Origin of the sequence: Alcanivorax sp. MD8A, assembly GCF_002888555.1 — a bacterium.
Classification (GTDB): domain Bacteria; phylum Pseudomonadota; class Gammaproteobacteria; order Pseudomonadales; family Alcanivoracaceae; genus Alcanivorax.
Map to the genome: position 1 here is coordinate 25563 of NZ_AQOQ01000004.1, position 21728 is coordinate 47290.

General features: G+C 58.6%; 25 protein-coding genes. 8 read left to right on the top strand and 17 right to left on the bottom strand.

Annotation, left to right across the window (positions count from 1 at the left end):
- The first annotated feature begins 15 nt into the window (after nt 1-15).
- From A15D_RS03060 to A15D_RS03075, 4 genes are all read left to right on the top strand, one after another.
- Nucleotides 16-1062 carry an aliphatic amidase gene (locus tag A15D_RS03060; RefSeq protein ID WP_022986801.1) on the top strand — a complete coding sequence of 349 codons (1047 nt, stop codon included), beginning with the start codon at nt 16-18 and terminating at the stop codon, nt 1060-1062.
- Nucleotides 1062-2087 (top strand): AAA family ATPase, encoded by a 1026-nt coding sequence (locus A15D_RS03065; protein ID WP_102790726.1) that lies wholly within the window; start codon nt 1062-1064, stop codon nt 2085-2087. The genes A15D_RS03060 and A15D_RS03065 overlap by 1 nt, the downstream gene beginning before the upstream one ends.
- Before the next feature lie 408 nt (nt 2088-2495).
- Nucleotides 2496-3725 carry a formamidase gene (gene fmdA, locus A15D_RS03070; protein WP_022986803.1) on the top strand — a complete coding sequence of 410 codons (1230 nt, stop codon included), beginning with the start codon at nt 2496-2498 and terminating at the stop codon, nt 3723-3725.
- 21 nt (nt 3726-3746) lie between these two features.
- Entirely contained in the window at nt 3747-4076 is a 330-nt protein-coding gene (locus A15D_RS03075) for a zinc ribbon domain-containing protein (RefSeq protein WP_022986804.1), read from the top strand.
- Nucleotides 4077-4186: 110 nt separating this feature from the next.
- On the opposite strand, the gene A15D_RS03080 is transcribed toward A15D_RS03075, so the two are convergent.
- Complete coding sequence (locus A15D_RS03080; protein ID WP_102790727.1) at nt 4187-5218, bottom strand: lipase secretion chaperone; 1032 nt, start codon at nt 5216-5218, stop codon at nt 4187-4189.
- Between the two features lie 45 nt (nt 5219-5263).
- On the bottom strand, nt 5264-6220 hold the full coding sequence (locus tag A15D_RS03085; protein ID WP_102790728.1) for a triacylglycerol lipase: 957 nt from the start codon (nt 6218-6220) through the stop codon (nt 5264-5266).
- Nucleotides 6221-6385: 165 nt separating this feature from the next.
- Here A15D_RS03085 and A15D_RS03090 point away from each other — a divergent pair, with 165 nt between their 5' ends.
- The 4 genes from A15D_RS03090 to A15D_RS03105 all read left to right on the top strand — a co-directional run bounded on the left by A15D_RS03090 (nt 6386) and on the right by A15D_RS03105 (nt 9718).
- Nucleotides 6386-7195 carry an AraC family transcriptional regulator gene (locus tag A15D_RS03090; RefSeq protein WP_233192037.1) on the top strand — a complete coding sequence of 270 codons (810 nt, stop codon included), beginning with the start codon at nt 6386-6388 and terminating at the stop codon, nt 7193-7195.
- A gap of 80 nt (nt 7196-7275) precedes the next feature.
- The gene (mpl, locus tag A15D_RS03095) at nt 7276-8628 is read left to right on the top strand and encodes a UDP-N-acetylmuramate:L-alanyl-gamma-D-glutamyl-meso-diaminopimelate ligase (RefSeq protein WP_102790730.1); all 1353 of its coding nucleotides are present in this window, start codon (nt 7276-7278) and stop codon (nt 8626-8628) included.
- A 32-nt stretch (nt 8629-8660) separates the two neighbouring features.
- Nucleotides 8661-9119: a DUF2214 family protein gene (locus tag A15D_RS03100; protein WP_102790731.1), complete on the top strand. Its 459-nt coding sequence runs from the start codon at nt 8661-8663 to the stop codon at nt 9117-9119.
- Nucleotides 9116-9718 carry a flavin prenyltransferase UbiX gene (locus tag A15D_RS03105; protein ID WP_102790732.1) on the top strand — a complete coding sequence of 201 codons (603 nt, stop codon included), beginning with the start codon at nt 9116-9118 and terminating at the stop codon, nt 9716-9718. Before A15D_RS03100 ends, A15D_RS03105 begins: the two co-directional genes overlap by 4 nt.
- 398 nt (nt 9719-10116) lie before the next feature.
- Here the strand turns inward: A15D_RS03105 and A15D_RS03110 are convergent, their stop codons facing one another.
- The 15 genes from A15D_RS03110 to A15D_RS03180 all read right to left on the bottom strand — a co-directional run bounded on the left by A15D_RS03110 (nt 10117) and on the right by A15D_RS03180 (nt 21629).
- A complete protein-coding gene (locus A15D_RS03110; protein ID WP_102790733.1) occupies nt 10117-10857 on the bottom strand; it encodes an energy transducer TonB in 741 nt (246 codons plus the stop codon).
- Complete coding sequence (locus tag A15D_RS03115) at nt 10854-11312, bottom strand: biopolymer transporter ExbD (protein ID WP_102790734.1); 459 nt, start codon at nt 11310-11312, stop codon at nt 10854-10856. The genes A15D_RS03110 and A15D_RS03115 overlap by 4 nt, the downstream gene beginning before the upstream one ends.
- Entirely contained in the window at nt 11309-11689 is a 381-nt protein-coding gene (locus A15D_RS03120; protein WP_022986813.1) for a biopolymer transporter ExbD, read from the bottom strand. The genes A15D_RS03115 and A15D_RS03120 overlap by 4 nt, the downstream gene beginning before the upstream one ends.
- On the bottom strand, nt 11679-12350 hold the full coding sequence (locus tag A15D_RS03125) for a MotA/TolQ/ExbB proton channel family protein (RefSeq protein ID WP_102790735.1): 672 nt from the start codon (nt 12348-12350) through the stop codon (nt 11679-11681). Before A15D_RS03125 ends, A15D_RS03120 begins: the two co-directional genes overlap by 11 nt.
- Before the next feature lie 315 nt (nt 12351-12665).
- On the bottom strand, nt 12666-13100 hold the full coding sequence (locus A15D_RS03130; protein WP_102790736.1) for a copper resistance protein NlpE: 435 nt from the start codon (nt 13098-13100) through the stop codon (nt 12666-12668).
- Between the two features lie 119 nt (nt 13101-13219).
- Nucleotides 13220-13396, bottom strand: coding sequence for a hypothetical protein (locus tag A15D_RS17235; protein ID WP_158245777.1), 177 nt, complete (start codon nt 13394-13396; stop codon nt 13220-13222).
- Nucleotides 13397-13497: 101 nt separating this feature from the next.
- Complete coding sequence (locus A15D_RS03140; RefSeq protein ID WP_102790738.1) at nt 13498-14172, bottom strand: bifunctional 2-polyprenyl-6-hydroxyphenol methylase/3-demethylubiquinol 3-O-methyltransferase UbiG; 675 nt, start codon at nt 14170-14172, stop codon at nt 13498-13500.
- Nucleotides 14173-14245: 73 nt separating this feature from the next.
- Nucleotides 14246-14914 carry a glutathione S-transferase gene (locus A15D_RS03145; RefSeq protein WP_102790739.1) on the bottom strand — a complete coding sequence of 223 codons (669 nt, stop codon included), beginning with the start codon at nt 14912-14914 and terminating at the stop codon, nt 14246-14248.
- A 69-nt stretch (nt 14915-14983) separates the two neighbouring features.
- Nucleotides 14984-16438, bottom strand: coding sequence for a D-alanyl-D-alanine carboxypeptidase/D-alanyl-D-alanine-endopeptidase (dacB, locus tag A15D_RS03150; RefSeq protein WP_233192039.1), 1455 nt, complete (start codon nt 16436-16438; stop codon nt 14984-14986).
- A 158-nt stretch (nt 16439-16596) separates the two neighbouring features.
- Nucleotides 16597-17580 carry a lipoyl synthase gene (lipA, locus tag A15D_RS03155; RefSeq protein WP_102790741.1) on the bottom strand — a complete coding sequence of 328 codons (984 nt, stop codon included), beginning with the start codon at nt 17578-17580 and terminating at the stop codon, nt 16597-16599.
- A gap of 32 nt (nt 17581-17612) precedes the next feature.
- Entirely contained in the window at nt 17613-18281 is a 669-nt protein-coding gene (lipB, locus tag A15D_RS03160) for a lipoyl(octanoyl) transferase LipB (protein ID WP_102790844.1), read from the bottom strand.
- A gap of 245 nt (nt 18282-18526) precedes the next feature.
- Nucleotides 18527-18823 (bottom strand): hypothetical protein, encoded by a 297-nt coding sequence (locus A15D_RS03165; RefSeq protein WP_102790742.1) that lies wholly within the window; start codon nt 18821-18823, stop codon nt 18527-18529.
- Nucleotides 18824-19046: 223 nt separating this feature from the next.
- Nucleotides 19047-19316 carry a YbeD family protein gene (locus tag A15D_RS03170; RefSeq protein WP_102790743.1) on the bottom strand — a complete coding sequence of 90 codons (270 nt, stop codon included), beginning with the start codon at nt 19314-19316 and terminating at the stop codon, nt 19047-19049.
- A 4-nt stretch (nt 19317-19320) separates the two neighbouring features.
- Nucleotides 19321-20193 (bottom strand): D-amino acid aminotransferase, encoded by an 873-nt coding sequence (locus tag A15D_RS03175; RefSeq protein ID WP_102790744.1) that lies wholly within the window; start codon nt 20191-20193, stop codon nt 19321-19323.
- 275 nt (nt 20194-20468) lie between these two features.
- Nucleotides 20469-21629 (bottom strand): D-alanyl-D-alanine carboxypeptidase family protein, encoded by a 1161-nt coding sequence (locus A15D_RS03180; protein WP_102790745.1) that lies wholly within the window; start codon nt 21627-21629, stop codon nt 20469-20471.
- Nucleotides 21630-21728 lie beyond the last annotated feature (99 nt).

Sequence of the window (21728 nt, forward strand, 5' to 3'; positions counted from 1 at the left end):
TTCCAGGAGAGAGTCATGCGACACGGGGATATTTCCAGCAGTAACGATACCGTTGGCGTAGCGGTAGTGAACTACAAGATGCCGCGTCTTCATAACAAGGCGGAGGTATTGGATAACGCCCGCAAGATTGCCGACATGATCAAGGGCATGAAGCAGGGCCTGCCGGGCATGGATCTGGTGGTGTTTCCCGAATACAGCACCATGGGCATCATGTATGACCCGGACGAAATGATGGAAACCGCTGCCACGGTACCCGGTGATGAAACGGCGATCTTTTCCGCGGCCTGCCGGGAAGCCAATACCTGGGGGGTGTTCTCCCTGACCGGGGAACGTCACGAGGAACACCCGCACAAGGCGCCTTACAACACCCTGGTGCTGATCAATAACGAAGGGGAAATCGTCCAGAAATACCGCAAATGTATTCCCTGGTGCCCCATTGAAGGGTGGTATCCGGGTGATACCACCTATGTGACGGAAGGGCCCAAGGGCCTGAAGATCAGCCTGATCATCTGCGACGACGGCAACTACCCGGAAATCTGGCGTGACTGTGCCATGAAAGGGGCCGAGTTGATCGTACGTTGTCAGGGCTATATGTACCCGGCCAAGGAACAGCAGGTAATGATGGCCAAATCCATGGCCTGGGCCAACAACTGTTATGTGGCAGTTGCGAATGCCACAGGCTTTGATGGTGTGTATTCCTACTTTGGTCACTCGGCCCTGATTGGTTTCGATGGCCGCACCCTGGGTGAATGCGGCGAAGAGGATATGGGCGTGCAGTATGCGCAGCTGTCCGTGAGCCAGATCCGTGATGCCCGCGCCAATGATCAATCGCAGAATCATTTGTTCAAGCTGCTGCACCGCGGCTACACCGGCATGCATGCGTCAGGTGATGGCGACAAGGGGGTGGCAGACTGCCCGTTTGATTTCTATCGCACCTGGGTGATGGATGCACAGAAGGCGCGGGAAAATGTGGAAGCCATGACCCGCAGCACGGTAGGTGTTGCCGAGTGTCCGGTGGGCGAACTGCCGGTGGATGGCAAAGAGAAAAGTGCGGGGGGCTGATGCCTTTCATCAATGACAAGCTGGAAGCTCACCAGGAGGAGGTGGCCCGGCAGCGCTGGGCTACCGGCTCTGGGCGCATGAACCGTTTCGTGTTCGAGCCTGCTGAGGTCATGGCCCATTTGCGCAAGCACATTGTGGGTCAGCCCCAGGTGTTGGACGCCATGGCAGACATGCTGCAGGTCATCAAGGCGGATATCGGTGCGGAAGACCGCCCCCTGTCAGTCCAGTTGTTTGTCGGCCCCACCGGGGTCGGCAAGACAGAAACCGTTCGCCTGTTGGCCCAGGCGATTCATGGCAGTGCCGATGCGCTCTGCCGTATCGATATGAGTACCCTTGCCCAGGAGCACTATGCGGCGTCACTGACCGGCGCACCGCCGGGTTATGTGGGCAGCAAGGAAGGCCAAAACCTGTTCGATGAAGAAGCGATTCGTGGCAGCTTCAGCAAGCCCGGGATTGTGTTATTCGACGAACTGGAGAAGGCCAGCCCTGAAGTGGTGCGCACGCTACTGAATGTGCTGGAGCGGGGGCGCTTGCGATTAACCGCCGGCAATCGGGACATCGATTTTCGTAACAGCCTGATCTTCATGACCAGTAATGCAGGGGCCAGTCAGATTGCGGCCTTGCATCCACGCCGCTGGTGGCAGCCAGACCGTAGCCGGCAGCGCATTCCGGACCTGGTGGATCAGGCCCTGCACCGCCAGTTTGATCCGGAATTCCTGAATCGTATCGACCGTATCCTCACCTTTAATACGCTTGACCGGGACCTGGTCAGTCAGCTGCTGGATATTGAGCTGGACAGGCTCAAGCGGCAGCTTGATCGGCGGAAAGTGGTTCTGAGCCTTGGCGACGGCGCCCGACGTCACCTCTGCCGCCCAACCGACACGCGCTTTGGTGCCCGCGAGATGGGCCGGCGCATCCGCAACGAACTCTCCCCACCACTGGCCAGAGTGATGGTGGATTACCCCCAGGCCGATACCTTTGAAGCCAGAATGGAGGGCGGTTCGCTGATCGTGATCCCGGTGTAGGGACGCAGGATGCCTGATGCAACATCCCGCGCTCCGGTGGCAGGGGCAGGTTTCACCACGAAAAGCGCACTTTCCCAGGAGCTGCCCCGTTCCTTCCTTTCCCCGTTGGCGCTTTGCTCGTAACGCGAAGACGTCCCCCCTGCGTCCTGCCAACGTATCCCTTCGCCTTGCAAGCAAGGCTCCAACAACAGAAGCGGGAGTGTTGGCGGTGGAGAGTGGCTGTGGAAGTGTGCAGGTGTTGATTTTTATTTTTTCCGTCCTGCGTTCTATCAATACGTCAAATGACGTACCCCAAGTGGGACATGGGCGAATGGTGGCCATGACAGGATTTGCCGATAGTGATTCCGGAACGACGGGATTGCCTTTTCTGGTTGGCAATCCCCGTGTCAAACCGGAGGAGAGCACACCATGGCTGAAACGATCATCAAGATTGACCTGAACCAATCCCCTTACGAGAACGAGAATATTCATAACCGCTGGCACCCGGACATCCCCATGGCAAAAATGGTGAAGCCCGGTGACGACTTTATTCTGGAATGCCACGACTGGACCGGCGGCCAGATCAAGAATGATGATTGCGCCGATGATGTGCGTGATGTGGATCTGACCCAGGTGCACTTCCTTACCGGCCCGGTCGGTGTAGAAGGCGCAGAGCCCGGCGATCTGTTGGTGGTGGATATTCTGGATATCGGCACCTTTGACGAGAGTCAGTGGGGTTTCAATGGTTTCTTCTCCAAGCAGAATGGCGGCGGTTTCCTGACGGAACACTTCCCGGAAGCGCAGAAATCCATCTGGGACTTCAACGGCATGTTCACCAAGTCCCGCCATATTCCCAACGTGGAATTCGCCGGCCTGATTCACCCGGGCCTGATCGGCTGTCTGCCGTCCAAGGAAATGCTCGACGAGTGGAACACCCGTGAGAAAGAACTCTACGACACCGAGCCCGATCGCGTGCCGGGGCTGGCCAACCTGCCCTACGCGGACACTGCCCACATGGGCAAGTTGAGCGGTGATGCCAAGGCCAAGGCTGCTGCAGAAGGTGCCCGTACCGTGCCGCCCCGCGAGCACGGCGGTAACTGTGACATCAAGGATCTGTCCCGTGGCTCCCAGGTGTACTTCCCGGTCTACGTGAAAGACGCCGGTCTGTCCGTGGGGGATCTGCACTTCAGTCAGGGCGATGGTGAAATTACGTTCTGCGGCGCTATCGAAATGGCCGGCTGGATTCACCTGCGCGTCAACATCATCAAGGGCGGCATGGAGAAGTACGGCATCAAGAACCCGATCTTCAAGCCCAGCCCCATGGCGCCGAAGTATGACGACTACCTGATCTTCGAAGGTATTTCCGTGGATGAGGAAGGCAAGCAGCATTATCTGGATGTGCATGTGGCCTATCGTCAGGCCTGTCTGAACGCCATCGAGTACCTGAAAAAATTCGGTTACACCGGAGCCCAGGCTTATGCATTACTGGGATGCGCACCCGTGCAGGGGCATATCAGTGGGGTAGTGGATGTCCCCAATGCGTGTGCAACGCTCTGGTTGCCTACGGACATCTTCGACTTCGATATCAAGCCGGGGATGGATGGACCGCAACACAGCGTGGCAGGCAGTACCGACGTGCCGCTGTCCAAAGACAAGTAAACGGATAGAGAGGAGCTGATCATGCCGTTGTATGACTACAAGTGTGCCGAACACGGTTTGTTTCACGATCTGGTGCCCATGCAGGCCTCAGGCGAGTGCGCCCCTTGCCCCAGCTGTGGCGCGCTGTCTGCACGGGTCATCATGGTGGCGCCGGAGTTGCTGGACATGGCCCCGGAAAAACGCGATGCCATGGCGCGTAATGAAAAGGCCGCACATGAACCGCGTCACGGCAATCAGGCATCGGAGAAAGAGCAGGGCTGCTGTCATCACAAGCGCAAGTCCAAGCTGTTCTACACGGCAGAGGGCAACAAGATGTTCCCATCCGCCCGGCCCTGGATGATCAGTCACTAGAAGTATCGGGTTTATCGGCAGTAAACCTTCCCTTGCGGGCAACTGGATGTTGCCCGTTTTTTTATGCGGTCTACCGATTGATCAAACAGCTCCGTAGATTTGGAGACTCGCTAGTGTGAGGCGGACTGGATGCGTTCCAGTGCCGCGACCCGTTGTTGTTCCGTCTCGCTGAACATGGCATTGCGTAGTTGCGCCAGTTGCTGTTCCTGATCCTGCCGGGACAAGCCAGATGACTGAATCACCTGACGCTGCCCATGGTAGTCGTCCAGCCGCTGTTGCCAGTCTTGTCGCTGTTGGTCCAGTGCCTGCAGGCGCAAGGCTGCAGCATCACCGAAGCGCTGCTGATGCAGGGCAAACAGATCGGCGTCGTTGGCGCCAGCATCGCGAAGTTGCTGCTCATCCTGTTGCAGGGTCTGCAGGTTGGTTTGTTGTTCGAGCTGTTGCGCCAGATGCGCCGGGAGCGACTGTCGAAGCGTGCTCAGGGCTCGGGTTTTTTCCCGGTCGTCCATGGACGAAGCCAGAATGTCATGGCGCTGAAGACTGAAGCGGTCGTAACGGTCTTCGTCGGCAAACAGGGCAGCCGCATCGTCTGCGCCAAAGGTGTCATCGCGCAGTTGTTGTCGCAGGGCCAGCTGATCGCGGATAGTGCCGCTGCCGGTGGCGGCATACTCACCGCTGGCAAATTGCTGCCGATAGCGCTGATAGCGGTCATATAGGGCGAGCAAATCGTCTGCGGCTGCCTCGCCAGCGTCGCCTGTCGCCCATTGCTGCATGAGGTCACGAATCCGGGCGTCGGGCATTTCCCCGCTGAGAGACAGAAAGTAATCCATCACGGCCTTGCTGTTGCTGTCGACCACCAGTCGCCCGGCCTTGTTGATCGTGAGGGTGGCGGGCACGGTGGTGTCAGACAGGGAGGTGCTTTTCAATTGTTTGGTCAGTTGTGCAGCCAGTGGCGCCGGGGCGGTTCCAGGTTGTGTGTTTGCCGACGCGGAGTATGTCGGTGCCTCATGCGCAACGGCGGTGTGTGCCCGGCTCGTGTTGCCCGGGTAAAGCACATCAGGCACGGGCAGGTGTTTGAGGGCAATAAAGACGCCACAGGCCAGTATCAGCACTGTGGTAAGCAATGCCAGGTGTCGTTTCATGATGCGCTCCGGTCAACGGCGGGGCAGAGCCCCGCCGTGGGGGGCTTACAGGCCTGCGTTTTTCAGGCGGTTGGCATGGTTGCGGTACAGGGTCTTGGGATCGGTTTCCCAGCCCATCAGCCCAAACAGCTGGCGAATGGCGTCAGCGTGGTTGTGGTTGTAGTTGTGGCGAATGGGTTTGCCCAGATACATGCCACACACTGGTAGTACGCCGTCATGGGCTTCGCCATTGCTGAAGGCAAACTGGGTCACGGTGACCAACAGGGAATCAAACGGATCGAAAAGGTTGGTATGCACGCCGTCACCCCCCCAGGACCAGTAGCGCACGCCATTTACCGTGTGCTGGCCGCTGGTGCCACAGGCTGAGGTTGGCATGGCCTGTGGGTAACGCTGGTTGAATGCGGCAAGCCCTTCGGTGGTGGACGCTGCCAGGACATCGCGGGTGGATTGGTCCCCCGGATTGGGGCCGCCCGACAGGCTTTCCCAAAGCGCGCCAAAGGCATTACCGATGCTGTTGGCCAGGCCTTCGGTGATGCTGCCTTCCGGTACGACACCGCGGATCACATCCGCGACGGCGGTACCCCGGTTTTCACCGTGCACTGAGGTCACGGATGCAATCAGGTCAGGGCGGACGGCGGCCACATAGCGGGAGGTGGGCGAGCCCTGGGAATGGGCGATCAGATTAACTTTTTCCGCTCCGGTGACCGCCAGATAGTTCTCGATCTGGACGATCAGCTCTTCACCCCGGTACTCGTTGCTTTGCAGGGCGCTGACATTGCTTTCGTAGACCTCGGCGCCGTAGTCGCGCATATCATCGGCAATACCGTAGAAGTAATCGATGCCTGCGATGTCATCGAAGGCAATGATGCCGCCTACCAGTACGATGGGGTATCGGGTGTCGGCGTAGCTTTTGTCTTTGCCAAACCACCACCAGGCGTGGGCCTGGGACGTTGTTGCGCACAGTATCAGGGCCGCGCAGAGCCCGCGTAGCGTGATCGACATGGTGTTCTCCTGTTTGTTCTTTTATGCAGTCGGCGCCTGACTGCGGTTTTTTGTCGACGATTGGACTATAGGCGGGTTCAGTGGTACTAAACTTGTAAGAATTCGGGCATCGATTTGTCATCTGTGATGCGGCTCGCAAACCGGGCAACAGAGAGAAAAACAACAATGACAGCAGATCAGGCGCCAATGGAGTCGCCCAGCGCGACGCTTTATCTATGGCCCCAGCGCACCCTTTATCTCGGGTTTATTGGCCCGTTGTCGGCGCTCACCCAAGGCGCACACACGCTACTGTTTGGGCTCGATGGCGCGATTCCGTTTACCGTTGGCGATGACACCGTCACCACCCGTTGTGCATTGTTGCCTGCCGGTTTGACCTTCTCTGCACAAGCCGGGGAGGGACGCATTGCCTGTTGTTTTCTCGACCCTTTGGGGCGGGACTTGCTGTTTCATCAGAGCCGCATGGAACGCCATCCGAGTGGTCTGTTTCTGCCCGGAGATTTCGCACAGGAACAACAGCAAGTACTCGAACGTCTTTTTCAGGAGCAGGCGCTTGCTGATGAGGCGTATGCGGCGCTCCAGGGGATTCTGTTTCCTGCTGCTGATGAGGTGGTGCCAGGCTTTGAGGCGGATGAGCGGGTGCGGCAGGTGATCGAGCGAATCCGCCAGGACCCGACCGATAACCTGTCCAATGACGCGCTGGGCGACATGGTGGGCCTGTCTGGCGACCGGCTCCAGCGTTTGTTCAAGGACGCCACCGGGATTCCGATTCGGCGCTATCGACTATGGCATCGCCTGTTTGTGACCTCCACCATGATGGCCATGGGCAGCAGTTTGACGGATGCCGCGCTGGCGGCAGGGTTTTCGGATTCCTCCCATCTCACCAATGTGTTCAGGAACATGCTGGGCATGAGCCCGTCTATGGTATTGCGGCGTTCCCGGCAGATCCGCATTCTGGTGGGCAGCGAACCCTGTTAGCGGTTTATGTAGAATAGCGCCAACCATTCCTGATGCCGGGCTCGCCCTGGCACGATCATGACCAACAGGCAGTTTTGTCCATGCATATTCATATTCTCGGCATCTGCGGCACATTCATGGGTTCTCTGGCCCAGCTGGCCAAGGCCCAGGGGCATCGTGTCACCGGCAGTGACCAGAATGTCTACCCCCCCATGAGTGACCAGCTGGAAGCGGCGGGGATTGAATTGATTCAGGGGTATGACCCGGCACAACTGGACCCCGCCCCGGATCTGGTGGTGATTGGCAATGCCTTGAGCCGTGGCAATCCGGCTGTGGAAGCGGTGCTTGATAAGGGGCTGGCGTATACCTCCGGGGCGCAACTACTGGAAGAAGTTGTCTTGCCGGGGCGCTGGGTACTGGCGGTGTCAGGGACCCATGGAAAGACCACCACCAGCTCTATGCTGGCCTGGATTCTGGAGTATGCCGGGCTCAAGCCGGGCTATCTGATCGGTGGGGTGCCGGGCAATTTTGGCGTCTCGGCCCGCCTGGGAGAGACGCCTTTCTTTGTGGTGGAAGCGGATGAATACGACACCGCATTTTTCGACAAGCGCAGCAAGTTTGTTCACTACCGTCCGCGTACCGTGATCCTCAACAATCTCGAATTTGATCACGCCGATATCTTTGCCGATCTGGCGGCTATCCAGACCCAGTTCCATCACCTGATTCGCACTGTGCCGTCCAGCGGCCGATTGATTCTCCCCCATGGCGAAGCGGCTCTCGAAGAGACGCTGGCAAAAGGGTGCTGGAGCGAAGTCGAGCGCTTTGGAGAAGACGAAGCGCTGGGTTACCGCCTGGACAGCGAAGATGGGTCTGTTTTTACCGTGCTGGAAAACGGCGAACCGGTGGCCAGGGTCAACTGGGACCAAACTGGCAGGCATAGCGTGAATAACGGTATGGCGGCCCTGTTGGCTGCCCGCCACGTGGGGGTGACCCTGGCCGATGGCGCGGCGGCGCTTTGCGAGTTTGTAGGCGTTAAGCGGCGTATGGAATTGCGCGGCGAGGTGGCCGGTGTGAAGGTTTACGATGATTTTGCCCATCACCCGACGGCGATCGCGACCACCCTGGACGGCCTGCGCCGCAAGGTTGGTGAGGGCAAGATTCTGGCCGTGATTGAACCGCGCTCCAATACCATGCGAATGGGTAGCCACAAGGCCGCATTGGCGGCCAGCACGGGTTGTGCGGATGAGGTAATCTGGTACCAGCCGCCGGGGTTGGACTGGTCGCTGGAATCTGTACTGGCGGAGGCGCCGGTGCCTTCATCCGTCAGTGATTCGCTGGACGATATTATTGCCCGGGTTGCCACGCACAAAGGAGAGAGCCTGAGTGTGGTGGTCATGAGTAACGGCGGCTTTGGCGGCATTCACCAGAAACTGCTGGATGCGTTGGCAGACTGAGCCGGTAGCGATCATCAAGACAGGAGAGCGTGATGTTCTGGTCCGTGTTGTGGGCGTCGGTCCACTACCTCAGCATTCTGATGTTGTTCGGATGTCTGTACGGCGAGTTGCTGTTGTGGCGCACAGGCATCAATGAGCGCAACGTCAGAACCCTGTTGTGGCTGGATATTGGCTACGGACTGTCGGCGTTGTTTGTGCTGGTCAGTGGTCTGGCCCGTGCTGGCTGGACCGAGAAAGGCCTGGATTTCTACATGGCCAACCCCTGGTTTCATGGCAAGGTGACGGTGTTTGTGCTGATCGCCTTGTTGAGTCTGTACCCCACCAAGGTCTTCATGGGATGGCGCAAACAGGTGAAAGCCGGGCATGTGCCAGAGATTGATCCAAGACTGCAGAAAAACCTGCGAGGAGTATTGGTGGCGGAAATTCACCTGGTCACATTGATGCCTGTTTTGGGTGCCCTGATGGCCCGCGGCGTCGGGATGGGTTCATGAATCAGCGTGTCACTCTTGCATTCACGGGGGCGTCTGGTGCGCCTTACGGTCTTCGTTTGATGCAGTGCCTGTTGCTGGCGGACTGCGAGGTCTTTGTGATTCTGTCCAAGGCCGCGAAGGTGGTGATCGGGATGGAAACCGAGCTGGCATTACCCTCCGGAACCGGCAAGACCGAAGCAGCGCTTCGGGAATGGGCTGGCACCGATAAAGGCCGGCTGGTGGTGTGCGGGTTGGAGCAGTGGACGGCGCCGGTGGCCTCGGGCAGCGGTGCGCCAGCTGCCATGGTGGTGTGCCCCTGTTCTACTGGAACGCTTTCCGCCATTGCCTGTGGTGCCAGCGACAATCTGATTGAACGCGCAGCCGATGTGGCAATCAAGGAAGGGCGAAAGCTGATCCTTGTCCCAAGGGAGACGCCTTTCTCCGCGATTCATCTGGAAAACATGCTCAAGCTGTCGCGGCTTGGGGTGACCATCATGCCCGCCGCCCCCGGTTTTTATCACCAGCCGGAAAGCGTCTCAGACCTGGTGGATTTTATGGTCGCCAGGCTGCTGGACCACCTGGGCATTGAGCAAAGCCTGCTGAAGCGTTGGGGGGAGTGAATTATTAGCTGTGAGCTGTGAGCTACGCTTGATTGGAAGGGCAAACCCAAAATAGTTCCCGGGTTTTTCGAAGAACGGAAACGCCTTCCAGATCGTTGAGTTCGGCACCAATAAATAACCTGAGCACTCCGTAGGAGCCATGCTCGCATGGCGAACCGAGTCTAAACGAGGTAAGGATTCCAGAGCTTATGAAGGATACGGCTCGCATGGCGAACCGAACCTAAGCGAGGTTATAGATTCCAGAGCCTAACAAGACAAGGCCCCAAGCGAGACAAGGACTCCAGAAACGCAACCAAAAAACGGACCACCAAACCCGGAAACGCCCGGAACCCCCTTCGCAATCAACTCGCACCGTGCCTGTGACCACGCCACCGGGCAGCCCCGGCGACAATTGCCGCTTAACTATTGGTCAGGCTGTAATCTACCGGCGCAATAACTTTCACCGGGATGGTTTCCAGATCTTTCGGCGGTGCGTCAAAACGCAGACGAGCGACCAGTTCGGTGGTGGCGCGATCCAGAATCCGGCTACCGGAGCTTTCCACGATCTCCACCTGTTCGGCGCGGCCGCTGGCATTAATCACGAACGAAATTTTCACCGTGCCCTGCTGACGACGCATCTTGGCGCGGTGCGGGTACTGCTTGTTGTAATCAATGGTGTTACGCACCTTGGCCAGATAACGGTTGAGAATGTTATCCGTGTCGCCTGAACGGTGGACACCCTTGCCGGGGTCGCCAGCAATACCTTTTGCGCCAACCGGCTGATTCTGGGAGGCCGCTTGTTCGCTGACTTTTTCTGCTTCCTCTTCGCTGGTCTTGGCGACTTTCGGTTCAGGCTCGGCAACAGGTTCAGGTTTGGGTTCCGGCTTGGCCACAGGCTTCGGTTTTGGTTTCGGCTTGGGCTTTGCCTTGGGTTTTGGCTTCGGTTTGGGCTTGGGTTTCGGCGCGGGGGCTACCGGTTTCGGCTGCACGGGCGCGGCAGCAGGCACCGGCGCGGGCGGCGCCGAGAGGTTGATAGCAATTTCAGTGACGCCGGGTTTGGCCGGGCGCCCGCCTGCCAGTGTCAGGGCACCAACGGTGACGATGACGCTGGCGTGAACCAGAATGGACAGGGACCAGGAGAGCAATGTGCGACCGTTCATTGTGCGGCCTCACTGTTAGCGGTCAGTGCTGGTGCTTCCATGCTTTTTGCTGCGGGGTCACTCTGCGTAACCAGACGAACTTGTTCCACACCGAGTTCCTGAAGGGTTTCCAGACGTTCGCGCAGAGCGGCCATGGTAATGCCGGCATCGGCCATCAGACGCACTTCAGATTCTTCCGGATTGTCACCCAACAGGGCAACCAGGGCGGTGCGGTCCAGAGGCTCGTCATTGTCCTCGGCAAACCATTGGCCATCCGGCTTGAGAATCAGCATCAACTTGTCACGGGCTTCCTGACCATTGGCGCTCTGGCTGACGGGCGTTTCCACCGAGACAGTCGGACGCTTGGCCAGTTGCCCTGCCAACATGAAGAAAATCAACAGCAGGAATACCACATTGATCAGCGGCAATACCGGCTCCAGCGGCGGGCGCCGGGAAGAGGTTTCCATGATCATCATGGTAACAACTCCAGTTGGACGTCTTTCACACCGGCGGCCTTGATGGCATCAACGGCCGTGAGTGCTTGCTGCAGGTTGGCATCCGGGCTCACAGTTACCCACACCTTGTTTTTCTGTGGGTCCAGTCGGTCGGCGATGGCATCGGGGGTAAAGCTGACTCCGTTCAGGGTCAGATTGCCGTCGGTTTCCACCTGCACGACCAGCCATTGTTCATCAGGCTTGTTGGTGCCGTCTGCTGGCTGCACGTTTACGGGCAGATCATTGAACTGCCCGAACCGGGTGGCCAGCATAAAGAACACAAGCAAGATAAAGACCACATCAATCAGCGGTGTCAGGCTGATAAAGGGGGCCCGATGGCGTTCCGGCTCAATATGCATGCGATACCGCCGGGTCGCGATCTTCTTCTACCGGCTCGGATTCTGCGTGGATATTACGCACCACTTTGAGGCGCGAAAGGCGATCTTGCAGCTTTTCGCGGCACTGCTCGATGCTACGATCTGCCCAGTGGAAGGCTGCCAGAGTCGGAATCGCCACGGTCAGGCCTGCGGCGGTGGTCAGCAGGGCTTCCCAGATGCCGCCGGAGAGAATGGAGGGGTCTACCTGGGAGCCTGCGGTTTCCAAGGCCTGGAAAGCGCCAATCATGCCGAATACGGTGCCCAGCAGACCCAGCAGTGGTGCGATGGCACTGATCACTTCCAATACCCGCAGGCCGCCGCGCAGATCGTCCAGCGCGGTGCGTGCCAGACGCAGGCTTTCTTCCTGCCAGGCGGCTTCTTCCAGATTACGGTTTTTCCAGCACTGCCACAGCACCTGGTCGATGGGGCTGCTCAGCTTGCCCGGCTTGGCGGGCTGCTTGCCCTGACGCAGGGCGTCCAGCAGCTGGTCTGCCTGGCGGGTATTGCCGGGACGAACGCGGGCAAACTGCAGGATCTTGGAGATCAGGGTGGCCAAGGCGATCACTGACAGCAACGCCAGCACCCACATGGTGGCGCCACCGCTGACAAACCATTCGGGCAAGTGCAGAGAAATGGGAGGCATGGAAAACTCCTGCATGGGGGCCGGTGAAGAACCACAAAGACCAGCGAACCCCGGTTAGTACAACAAAAAGGCGGGCCAGATTATCCGCACGGCGAGTGACAATGATATGTCAGACAGACCCGGGAACGCTCCATGGCGCGCAAGAAACAGCGAATCAGCTTCATTCAGGGCTCGGAATGATAGGGAAGCGACGCAGTTAATGCAAGTCATTCCTATTTACAGATGGGCAGCCATGCTCCTGCCAGCGGACCGCTGACAGGGGGATGGCTGCTGGCTGGAGCGCGCCCGCAAGGTGATGAGGGCTTTGCAGTGGCCTTACTTGCGAAGCAGCCGATAATTCAGGTTGCTTTCGATCGGATTGCCATTTTCGTCCAGTAGCTCGACCGCATTGACGGCATCCCGCAGAAACTGGCGGTCACTGTCCGGATCGCTCGGGTTAATGGTGTAAACCTCCATCTGCTTGTTGTCCTGCATCCGGGTGGTCTGGCTCCAGTCCCCGCGCTCGATTGCGCTGGTGGCGACTTTGGAACCATTCATGTATTCCTCGCGCAGATGAAAGCGGGTGGGGTTGTCGAACTGGTCCCGGTACAGGGTCAGGGTGGTACGAATGCCGGAACAATCGGCACAGGGCAGCATGCCACTGTAGGTGATTTGCTGGGCGGTGGGGTTCACCGGTTCTTCCGGTTGGCTCTGACAGGCGCTCAGCAGCAGTGCGGCGCCCAGGCCAAGAATAATAGAACGGGATTGCATGGCATTGTCTCCTTCTCAGTTCCCTTCTGTCAGGAATTTAGAGGATAACGCTGCGGATCGGTTCTGGATTTAAGGTGATTTTATGAATTTATTGCAATGTTCACACCGGCCGCAGGGTGTCACAGGTGCAGGTTATGCCGGGTTATCAGGTGCAGATTGAAGTCGGCTGTTGCCAGTTCACCTTGCGGATGCTGCTCCTGCGGAAGCGGATCATGATGGGCCTGCTTGAGCACCAAAAGGCAGTGTGACAGAGCCAGCACGGTGGCAAAAACCAACAGGAAGTAGAGCAGAATCATGATGTGTGGACCTGTAAACATATCGTCCTTTAACGTTATGTCCAGGCGGCGATCAACTCTATCGTCTCTTTGTTAACAGCTGTTGGCATCCTGTAGCTTCGTTAGCGTCGTTGTCCGATGAGGATGAGGGACAGGGGCTGATGGGACTCGGGACATAGCGGTTCGCGCAGGGCGGCAACGGTGAACCCGTGCTGCTGTAACAGGTCGAGCCAGGCTGAGAGAGGGCGGAAATACCAGGGCGGGGCCGGGCCGAAGTCTCCTTCCAGTCCTTGCCAGTCGCTGCGGCGCCAACCTGCGCGGTAATCCCCTTGATGGGTCATGGCAGGATGCAAAGTCTGGATGAGTAGATGTCCCTGGGAGGAAAGCAACGGGGGTAGCTGGCGGATCAACTGCTGTACGGACTGATCACCAAAAAGGGAAAAGTTGCAGACGGCCACATCGAAGCCGCGCCCCGCCAGTGGGCCCGGCAGTTGCTCATAGGGCAGGTGTAGGTATTCACCGTCATGATGTTGCCGCCGGGCTGCGTCGACCAGGGTATCGATACCGTCCACCCCTGTGGTCTGAATACCTTGCTGGCTGACGGCACGGCTCAACCAGCCTTCCCCGCAACCGATATCCAATACCCGCTTTGGCTGCAGGGCAAGCAGTGCCTCCACTATGGCCGGGTCTGTAATGCGCCGGCTGGCGAGCGACCGGTTTTGGATCAAGGCTGTCCAGGGCGCGGCATTGCGTTGCCAGCTGTCCAGTATGACTTGCTCATTGGTATCGGTCGTCATTGCCTGGCTCCCTTGCTGCGCGTGTTCGTCCCGTCGGTACGGCGCCAAAGCGCCCCCGGGTACGGGACTACGGTTAGCTCATGGGGCTCAGTGGGCCCGCTTTCTCCACGGCTCGCTGATAGGCGGGGCGTTGCTCCATTTGTTCGAGGAAACGGCGGATGCCGGGGTAATGGTCGAGGTTGGCACGGGCACTGGCGGCCTGCAGTGGAAAGCTCATCATGATATCCGCACAGCCAGGGGTATCCCCGGTGAACCAGGTATTGGCGGACAGATGTTGCTCGATTTGCGCGAGATGGGTGTCCAATTGCGGATCGATAAAGCTGCCGATGACCTTGCCGCTGATGCCCCGGGCGATGGGCTTGGCGAAGAACGGCATGGGGGACTGGGGGATACGGCCAAAAATCAGTTTCATTACCAGCAGGGGCATCAACGAGCCTTCGGCGTAATGCAGCCAGTACCGTTCTTCAAGCCAGCGGGTATCGTCGCCCGGGGGTTGCCATGCCTCGCCGCCATAGCGACGGGCCAGGTACTCAATAATCGCGCCGGACTCCACAATTGCGGTTGCACCATCGGTAATCGCCGGCGACTTGCCAAGTGGATGGATCGCTTTCAGTTCTGCGGGCGCCAGCATGGTTTTGCTATCGCGTTTGTAGTGTTTGATCTGGTAGTCGACACCCAGTTCTTCCAGCATCCAGACAATGCGCAGTGAGCGGGAGTTTTCCAGGTGGTGGACGGTAATCATGGTGTTCTCCTGATGAAGAAAAGTCGGGGGCGGTTGCGCACCCCACAGCAATAACTTGGCGGTGGAAGGTTATTGGCCAGCGGTACGTACATCCTGCTTGCGGGCAGCCAGGTGCACTTGCTCGATCAGTTCATCCAGCACCGTCTCTGCCCCCCAGGCCCGGGCGTCATTGATCATGGCAACCACCGCCCAGGTGGTATTGTTTTCGTCCCGGGTGAAGCCGGCAATGGAGCGGACATCCTTCAACGAGCCGGTCTTGATGTGGCCCATGCCTGCCATGTCTGCATGGCCCAGCCGTCGGCGCATGGTGCCGTCCATGGCGACAAGGGGAAGTGAAGCGATCAGTTCGGCGGAAAAGCGGCTTTCCCAGGCATGCTGAAGCAGCGAGGCCATTTGTCGGGCGGTGATACGTTCCTTGCGGGATAGCCCCGAGCCATTTTCGAAAATCATGGCGGTGTCATCCACCCCCTTGTTGATCAGCCATTCGCGGATGGTGCGGTCGGCAGCGGCCAGGTCGTCAGCATCGGTTTGCTGGCGGTTTTCTGCTCCGAGCGTCAGGTAGACCTGACGGACCATCACGTTATTGCTCCACTTGTTGATGTCGCGAACCATGGTGACCAGATCCCGGGAGGACGTGGTGGCGAGTAATTCGGTGGTGTTGTCTCGCGGATGCAGCCCTTCACGGATCTGACCGGTGAGCGTGCCGCCAAGCTGTTGCCACAGGCTGACCAGCAAGGCGCCGGTATAGTCGGCCTGGTCCATCAGGGCAAGATAGCTGGCGGTAGTGCAGCCATTGGGCAGTACCCCGGTTACGGTGATGGCAGTCAGGCCGTCTTCACCTTCGCTGGGAGTGTATTCGAACTGGTAACGGCGTGGGCAGTGGCCGTATTTGCGCGGCACCATGCGGTTGTCCAGTTGTACCCCGAACAGGGAGGGCTCCATCCAGCTGTGAATGCCGCGGTCGTCGGCCCGTGACCGAATGCGTACTACATTGAGGTTGGTCAGCAGGCCGCTGGGTTTGACCAGAAACGGGGCATTGGGGTTGCCGCCGTCGTCATCGAAATCGGCGATGCCGTTGGGCAGGTTAAAGACACTGCCATCCAGTACCAGATCGCCCTGAATATGGGTGATCCCCATGGCGCGTAGCTCGCGCAACAGCAGCCACAGGCGTTCTTCGGTGAGTTTGGGGTCGCCACTACCGACAAAATACAGGCTGCCCTTGAGGGTGTCGTCTTCGATGACGCCATCGGTATAGATACGGGTATGCCACTGGTAGGTGGGGCCGAGCAGTTCCAGTGCCGCAAAGGTGGTGATGACCTTCATGATTGAGCCCGGGTTGAAGGCTTCATTGGCATTCAGGTACTGGGGCTCGCCGGGGCCATTCAGCGGGATGGCGGCCATGGTCAGGCTGTCGTGATCAAGCTTCAGCTTGTCGGCGGCGGCCAGTACAGGCTGTAAAACAGGCACTGGCTGGCTCGCCAACGACAGCGTAGGGAACAGGAACAACAGATATGTCAGCAACACGCGAGGGCTGGGTGCTCCCCGGGCGAATACAGGCAACATAGACAATAAACCCCGAAACGACGGTGAGGTAGCGATGTGCCTAGAGAGTAGCGTAAAGCAGAGTGTCGGTCAGTGGGCCAAGAGGGGAGGAATTGTAAATTCCTCCCGGCGGGGGCGAGTTACGGGTTAGGTTTGTGCAGGCCCACATCCACTCCCTGATGTTGCAGGTCCGCATGGTAGGAACTGCGCACCATGGGCCCGGATGCAACGGAGGTGAAGCCCAGTTCTTCAGCTACCCGTGCATATTCCCGGAATTCATCCGGGTGCACATAGCGTTCTACCGGAGCGTGGTGTTTGCTCGGTTGCAGGTATTGGCCGATGGTGATCATGTCCACGTCGTGGGCGCGCAGGTCGCGGATGGTGCCGATAACCTGCTCGAACGTTTCGCCGAGCCCGACCATTATGCCGCTTTTGGTGCTGACATCCGGCCGACGAGCCTTGTACTGCTTTAGCAGATCCAGCGAATGCTGATAACGGGCGCCTGGGCGAATGTGCTTGTACAGCTCGGGAACGGTTTCAATATTGTGGTTGAACACGTCGGGGGCGGTTTCCACGAGAATGTCCACCGCGGTGTCGAGACAGGGACGAAAATCCGGCGTCAGAATCTCGATGCGCGTATTCGGTGTGCGGCTGCGTACCTGACGGATGCATTCGGCGAAATGCTCGGCGCCACCGTCGGCAAGGTCATCGCGGTCCACCGAGGTAATGACCACATAGCTGAGGTTCAGGTTCTCTACGGACTCGGCCAGATGCAGAGGTTCTTCCGGGTCGAGGGCGTTGGGGCGACCGAAACCGACGTCACAGAAGGCGCAGCGGCGAGTACAGATGTCGCCCATGATCATGAAGGTGGCGGTGCCGCCGCCAAAACATTCAGGCAGGTTGGGGCAGGCGGCTTCTTCGCAGACAGTGTGCAGTTTCTGCTTGCGCAGCAGACTCTTGATGCGCTGAATCTCGCCATTGGCCGGAACTCGTACGCGAATCCAGTCGGGCTTGCGCTGATAGCCGGTTTCTTCGTTGACCATGGGGATGGTGCGTACCTTGTCCGCACCACGCAGCTTGTCACCAATCTGAACCTTGCGTTTGGCTTGTGCCTGCTCGCTCATGAAGTGTCCGTCACCGTGTGTGGCTGAGGCTGTCAGCCAGCAGAAAGAGTGGAAGGGCTATTGTACCAGTCCGGAAGGGGCGCTGTCCGTGGCGTAAGGCCAAGACGTTTGGCTAATACGGTCACCAATTGTTGCTCCATTTTCTCGCGTTCCAGGGTCACTCCCAGTGCACGCAGCGTGGTCATGGGCTGCCCCACATGGCCGCAGGGGTTGATGCGCTGCCAGGGCGACAAATCCATATCGCGATTGATGGCGAGTCCGTGATAAGTGGCGCCACGGCGGATGCGCAGCCCCAGTGAGGCAATCTTGGCGCCGTTCACGTATACCCCGGGGGCGTCATCACGGCTGGCGGCGTTAATGCCCAGATCATTGAGAAATTCGATGATGCTGTCCTCAATGGCGGTGACCAGGCCTCGGCTACCGAGGCCGATACGTTTGATGTCCAGCATCAGGTAGATCACGGTCTGCCCGGGCCCGTGATAGGTCACTTGGCCTCCGCGGTCGGAGTTCACCACCGGGATGTCGCCCGGGTTCAGCACATGTTCGGGCTTGCCTGCCTGGCCGAGGGTAAAGACCGGGGGGTGTTCCAGCACCCAGAGTTCATCCTGAGTGTTGTCGCCACGCTGGTCTGTCAGCGCACGCATGGCCTGCCAGCAGGGGGAATAGTCAACAGTGGGGAAATAACGGATGAGGGCGTCCATGGCGCGATTATAAGGCCTGCCCATGGTGTGGCGCCAACAGGAAAACGAGCATGCACCGTGTCGGATTGTCTTAGTTCAGATGAAGTATGTGGGGAGCCAGCCTGCTGGCAATGTGCCGCAGTGCCGATCTTGTGCTGCTCTGCGAGTGAGGCAAAGAAAAGCCCGGCAAAGCCGGGCTTAAGGGCAGACCCCATTCGGGGTAACAACAGTTAACCAGATACTTTTGCTGTCTGCTTTCTGTTCGGTCAGATCAGTCGATTCCCTGTTTTCTGGTTTACCAGATGCAAATTCAGTTCCTGAACGCTGATGCCGAACTCGATGCCGTCATCGTCGTGCAGGTTAATGGTTTCAAAGGCGTTGAAATGCACGGGCAGGCTGTTGGCCCGTTGCAGAATATGAGGGCTACGGGGCATCGCCGGGATGATGTCAGCAGGCGCTGGCATGCCGGCGTGACGATAGCTGTCGGATGGCGATGAGCCGTACTGGAAAGCGACGATAACCACCAGAGTGCTGAGCAGTCCCATGAGTGTCAGCATTTTCATGATGTGTATCCCCTGTGGTTGTTGTTATGGAATCGACATTACGGGGACGGTCGTGCCAGTGATAGGCGCCATTGGTGGGGGTTGGGTGTCAGGCTGTTTCCCGCGGTAACGGTGTGTAAGTGGGATATGTGACGCTGTGCACATCAGTGTGGCTGTTTGCGTGGTAGGCCTGCGGGAGAGGTGGAGGAGGGCTGGGGGCGCCCGATCTCCGGGCGCGGGTCCACTAGATCGTCATTTTGACGTGGGGACACTCGTTAAGCGCCTTATAGATTGCTTCAACCTGCTCACGATTACGCATGGTGACCTGTGCGGTAAATGACACAAAGGTTCCCTTGCTGCTCGGTTTGCTGGTCAGATGGCTGGCTGCATCAAAGTCGTCCAGATGGGTAGAGAGAATATCGATCAGCGCCTGCTCCAGCGGGGCGTCAGCGGCGCCCATCACTTTCAGTTGCATGGCATGGGGAAATTCCCAAAGGTGTTCCTGAATGGCCATGGGGCTACTCCTGGTCCAGGCCGCACAGGCGGCGTTTAAAATTCACATAGTGCCGGGCAACAGTCTTCCACACCGGGCCAGGCTGGCCGCTGCCTACCGGACTGTTGTTCAGCTGGATGATGGGAACGATCTCCCGGGTGGAACTGGTGACCCAGATTTCTTCCGCTTGCCGCAGTTGGCCCTCACTGATTTCCTGTTCTGCAACCGGCAGCCCCTCGGCGACGCACAGCTCCACTACCAGATCGCGGGTGATACCGCCCAGAATGGCATGGCACTTGGGGGGCGTGACAATGGTGCTGTTGCGCACGATGAACACATTGCTGGCAGAGCCTTCAGTGACAAAGCCATCACGAAGCAGGATGGCTTCGGCTGCACCAGCCTCCACCGCTTGCTGCCGTAGCAGGCTGTTGGGCAACAGCGAGATGGACTTGATGTCACAGCGGGCCCAGCGGATGTCATCGAGGGTGATGGCCAGTGACCCCTGCGCAGTGTCGGGGCTGTCTGCGGCGGGCACAGCCACCGGGCTTGTCATCATGAAAACCGTGGGGGTCACCGGTGGAACGGGAAACGCATGGTCACGCTTTTGGGCGGCGCCACGGGTAATCTGCAGGTAGACCGACAGATTGCCACCGCCGTTGTGTGCCACCAAAGAATCACACAGCGAGCGCCACTGCGCGGGATCATGGGGATTGTGAATGCCGATTTCTGCCAGCGAACGTTCCAGGCGCTGCAGGTGTTCGTCGAAGCGAAACAGGACGCCATTGTAGGCGGGGATCACTTCATAGACCCCGTCGGCAAACAGAAACCCCCGATCCAGCGGCGAGATGCGCGCCTGGTCGGGGGCCATGAAATTGCCGTTCAGGTAGACCTGCGTCATGCCGGTTCCTGGGGCCTGTTCACACTAATTCCGTGGCCCCTGCTGGAGTCATTTTTTTGTCCAGTAGTTCCAACCGGTGCGCAGTGTAGTGGTTCTACATAAGTAACGGTTGGAGCGGCTGGACGGAAAAAGGGCCCAGCCCTTCGGGTTGCGGCCCAAAATGCGCCACTCGTTGTTGCTCGTCGTTCATTTGGAGACACCAAACATCCCTCCTCGCGCCTAGATTGGCGCATTTTGGGCCGCAACAGGGACCACGGAATTAGTGTGAGCAGGCCCTAGAACAGGCCCTTGAAGAATAGCAGGATGTGGTGCCACAGACGGGTAAAGAGACCCGCCTCTTCGACACTTTCCAGCGCCACCAGGGGTTTTTCTACCAGAAGCTCGTTATTCATCCGAACGGTTACGGTACCGTACTTTTCCCCTTCGTTGATGGGGGCCTGCAGCTGGGGATTCACGGTGACCTCAGCCTTGAGGTTTTCATGGCTTTCGCGGGGGATGGTCAGAACCAGGTCTTCGGCAAGCCCCAGGCGGACCTGATCCTTGTCACCCATCCACAGTTCGGCGGTGTCCAGAATGTCGCCAGCGCTGTAGGCCTTGTAGGTTTCGAAGAAGCGGAAGCCGTAGGTCAGCAGTTTCTGGGATTCCCGTGCGCGGGCCCCTTCGGAATCGGTGCCCATGACCACGGCGATCAGACGCATGCCGTCTTTTTTGGCGGAAGAGACCAGGCAGTAGCCAGCTTCTTCAGTATGGCCGGTTTTCAGGCCATCCACGCTCTCATCCCGCCACAGCAACAGATTGCGGTTCTGCTGGGTGATGCCGTTGTAGGTGAATTCCTTCTCGGCATAAATATCGTAGTGCTCGGGGAAATCACGCACGATGGCACGGGCAAGAATGGCCATGTCGCGGGCGGTGGTGAAGTGGTTCTCCGCCGGCCAGCCGGTGGCGTTCATGAAGTGGCTCTGGTTCATGCCCAGGCGACGTGCGTGCTGGTTCATCAGGTCGGCAAAGGCGTCTTCGGAGCCGGCGATATATTCCGCCATGGCCACGCTGGCATCGTTACCGGACTGGATGATGATGCCCTTGAGCAGGTCGCCGACGCTGACGCGGGTTCCCTCCTTAACGAACATCCGTGAACCGCCCATTTTCCAGGCCTTGACGCTGATCGGGGCCATGTCGTCTTCGGACAGGTTGCCCTTCTGCAGCTCGGCCTCGGCGATATAGGCGGTCATCATCTTGGTCAGGCTGGCGGGGGGCAGGCGCTGTTCCGCGTTGTGCTCGACGATGATGTGGCCGCTGGCGGCGTCCATCAGCAAGTAGCCACGGGCATCAATCTGCGGGGCTCGGGGGACCATGCTGGCGCTGGCCTGCAGGGACAGGGCGGTGCCCATAAAGGTAAGGACGACGAAAAAGAAAAAACGAAACGACTGGGGGCGCATGATTATCTGCCTGTGGTTCCTTGTCAGCCTGAGAATTCAGGGGTTATTGGGGTCGGGGCTGGCTGTACTTTTCTGATGCAGTGACAGCGAAAAACCCGA

Coding starts and splice junctions, on each gene's coding strand:
- A15D_RS03175 (WP_102790744.1), bottom strand. CDS start 20,193: ATGACGCAGGTCTACCTGAACGGCAATTTCATGGCCCCCGACCAGGCG.
- lipB (WP_102790844.1), bottom strand. CDS start 18,281: ATGGACGCCCTCATCCGTTATTTCCCCACTGTTGACTATTCCCCCTGC.
- A15D_RS03130 (WP_102790736.1), bottom strand. CDS start 13,100: ATGCAATCCCGTTCTATTATTCTTGGCCTGGGCGCCGCACTGCTGCTG.
- A15D_RS03145 (WP_102790739.1), bottom strand. CDS start 14,914: ATGATTACCGTCCACCACCTGGAAAACTCCCGCTCACTGCGCATTGTC.
- A15D_RS03090 (WP_233192037.1), top strand. CDS start 6,386: ATGACAGCAGATCAGGCGCCAATGGAGTCGCCCAGCGCGACGCTTTAT.
- A15D_RS03125 (WP_102790735.1), bottom strand. CDS start 12,350: ATGCCTCCCATTTCTCTGCACTTGCCCGAATGGTTTGTCAGCGGTGGC.
- A15D_RS03120 (WP_022986813.1), bottom strand. CDS start 11,689: ATGCATATTGAGCCGGAACGCCATCGGGCCCCCTTTATCAGCCTGACA.
- A15D_RS03140 (WP_102790738.1), bottom strand. CDS start 14,172: ATGACGACCGATACCAATGAGCAAGTCATACTGGACAGCTGGCAACGC.
- A15D_RS03100 (WP_102790731.1), top strand. CDS start 8,661: ATGTTCTGGTCCGTGTTGTGGGCGTCGGTCCACTACCTCAGCATTCTG.
- lipA (WP_102790741.1), bottom strand. CDS start 17,580: ATGAGCGAGCAGGCACAAGCCAAACGCAAGGTTCAGATTGGTGACAAG.
- A15D_RS03110 (WP_102790733.1), bottom strand. CDS start 10,857: ATGAACGGTCGCACATTGCTCTCCTGGTCCCTGTCCATTCTGGTTCAC.
- A15D_RS03060 (WP_022986801.1), top strand. CDS start 16: ATGCGACACGGGGATATTTCCAGCAGTAACGATACCGTTGGCGTAGCG.
- A15D_RS03075 (WP_022986804.1), top strand. CDS start 3,747: ATGCCGTTGTATGACTACAAGTGTGCCGAACACGGTTTGTTTCACGAT.
- A15D_RS03165 (WP_102790742.1), bottom strand. CDS start 18,823: ATGAAAATGCTGACACTCATGGGACTGCTCAGCACTCTGGTGGTTATC.
- A15D_RS03170 (WP_102790743.1), bottom strand. CDS start 19,316: ATGGCCATTCAGGAACACCTTTGGGAATTTCCCCATGCCATGCAACTG.
- A15D_RS03085 (WP_102790728.1), bottom strand. CDS start 6,220: ATGTCGATCACGCTACGCGGGCTCTGCGCGGCCCTGATACTGTGCGCA.
- A15D_RS17235 (WP_158245777.1), bottom strand. CDS start 13,396: ATGATTCTGCTCTACTTCCTGTTGGTTTTTGCCACCGTGCTGGCTCTG.
- mpl (WP_102790730.1), top strand. CDS start 7,276: ATGCATATTCATATTCTCGGCATCTGCGGCACATTCATGGGTTCTCTG.
- A15D_RS03115 (WP_102790734.1), bottom strand. CDS start 11,312: ATGATGATCATGGAAACCTCTTCCCGGCGCCCGCCGCTGGAGCCGGTA.
- A15D_RS03105 (WP_102790732.1), top strand. CDS start 9,116: ATGAATCAGCGTGTCACTCTTGCATTCACGGGGGCGTCTGGTGCGCCT.
- A15D_RS03080 (WP_102790727.1), bottom strand. CDS start 5,218: ATGAAACGACACCTGGCATTGCTTACCACAGTGCTGATACTGGCCTGT.
- A15D_RS03180 (WP_102790745.1), bottom strand. CDS start 21,629: ATGCGCCCCCAGTCGTTTCGTTTTTTCTTTTTCGTCGTCCTTACCTTT.
- A15D_RS03065 (WP_102790726.1), top strand. CDS start 1,062: ATGCCTTTCATCAATGACAAGCTGGAAGCTCACCAGGAGGAGGTGGCC.
- fmdA (WP_022986803.1), top strand. CDS start 2,496: ATGGCTGAAACGATCATCAAGATTGACCTGAACCAATCCCCTTACGAG.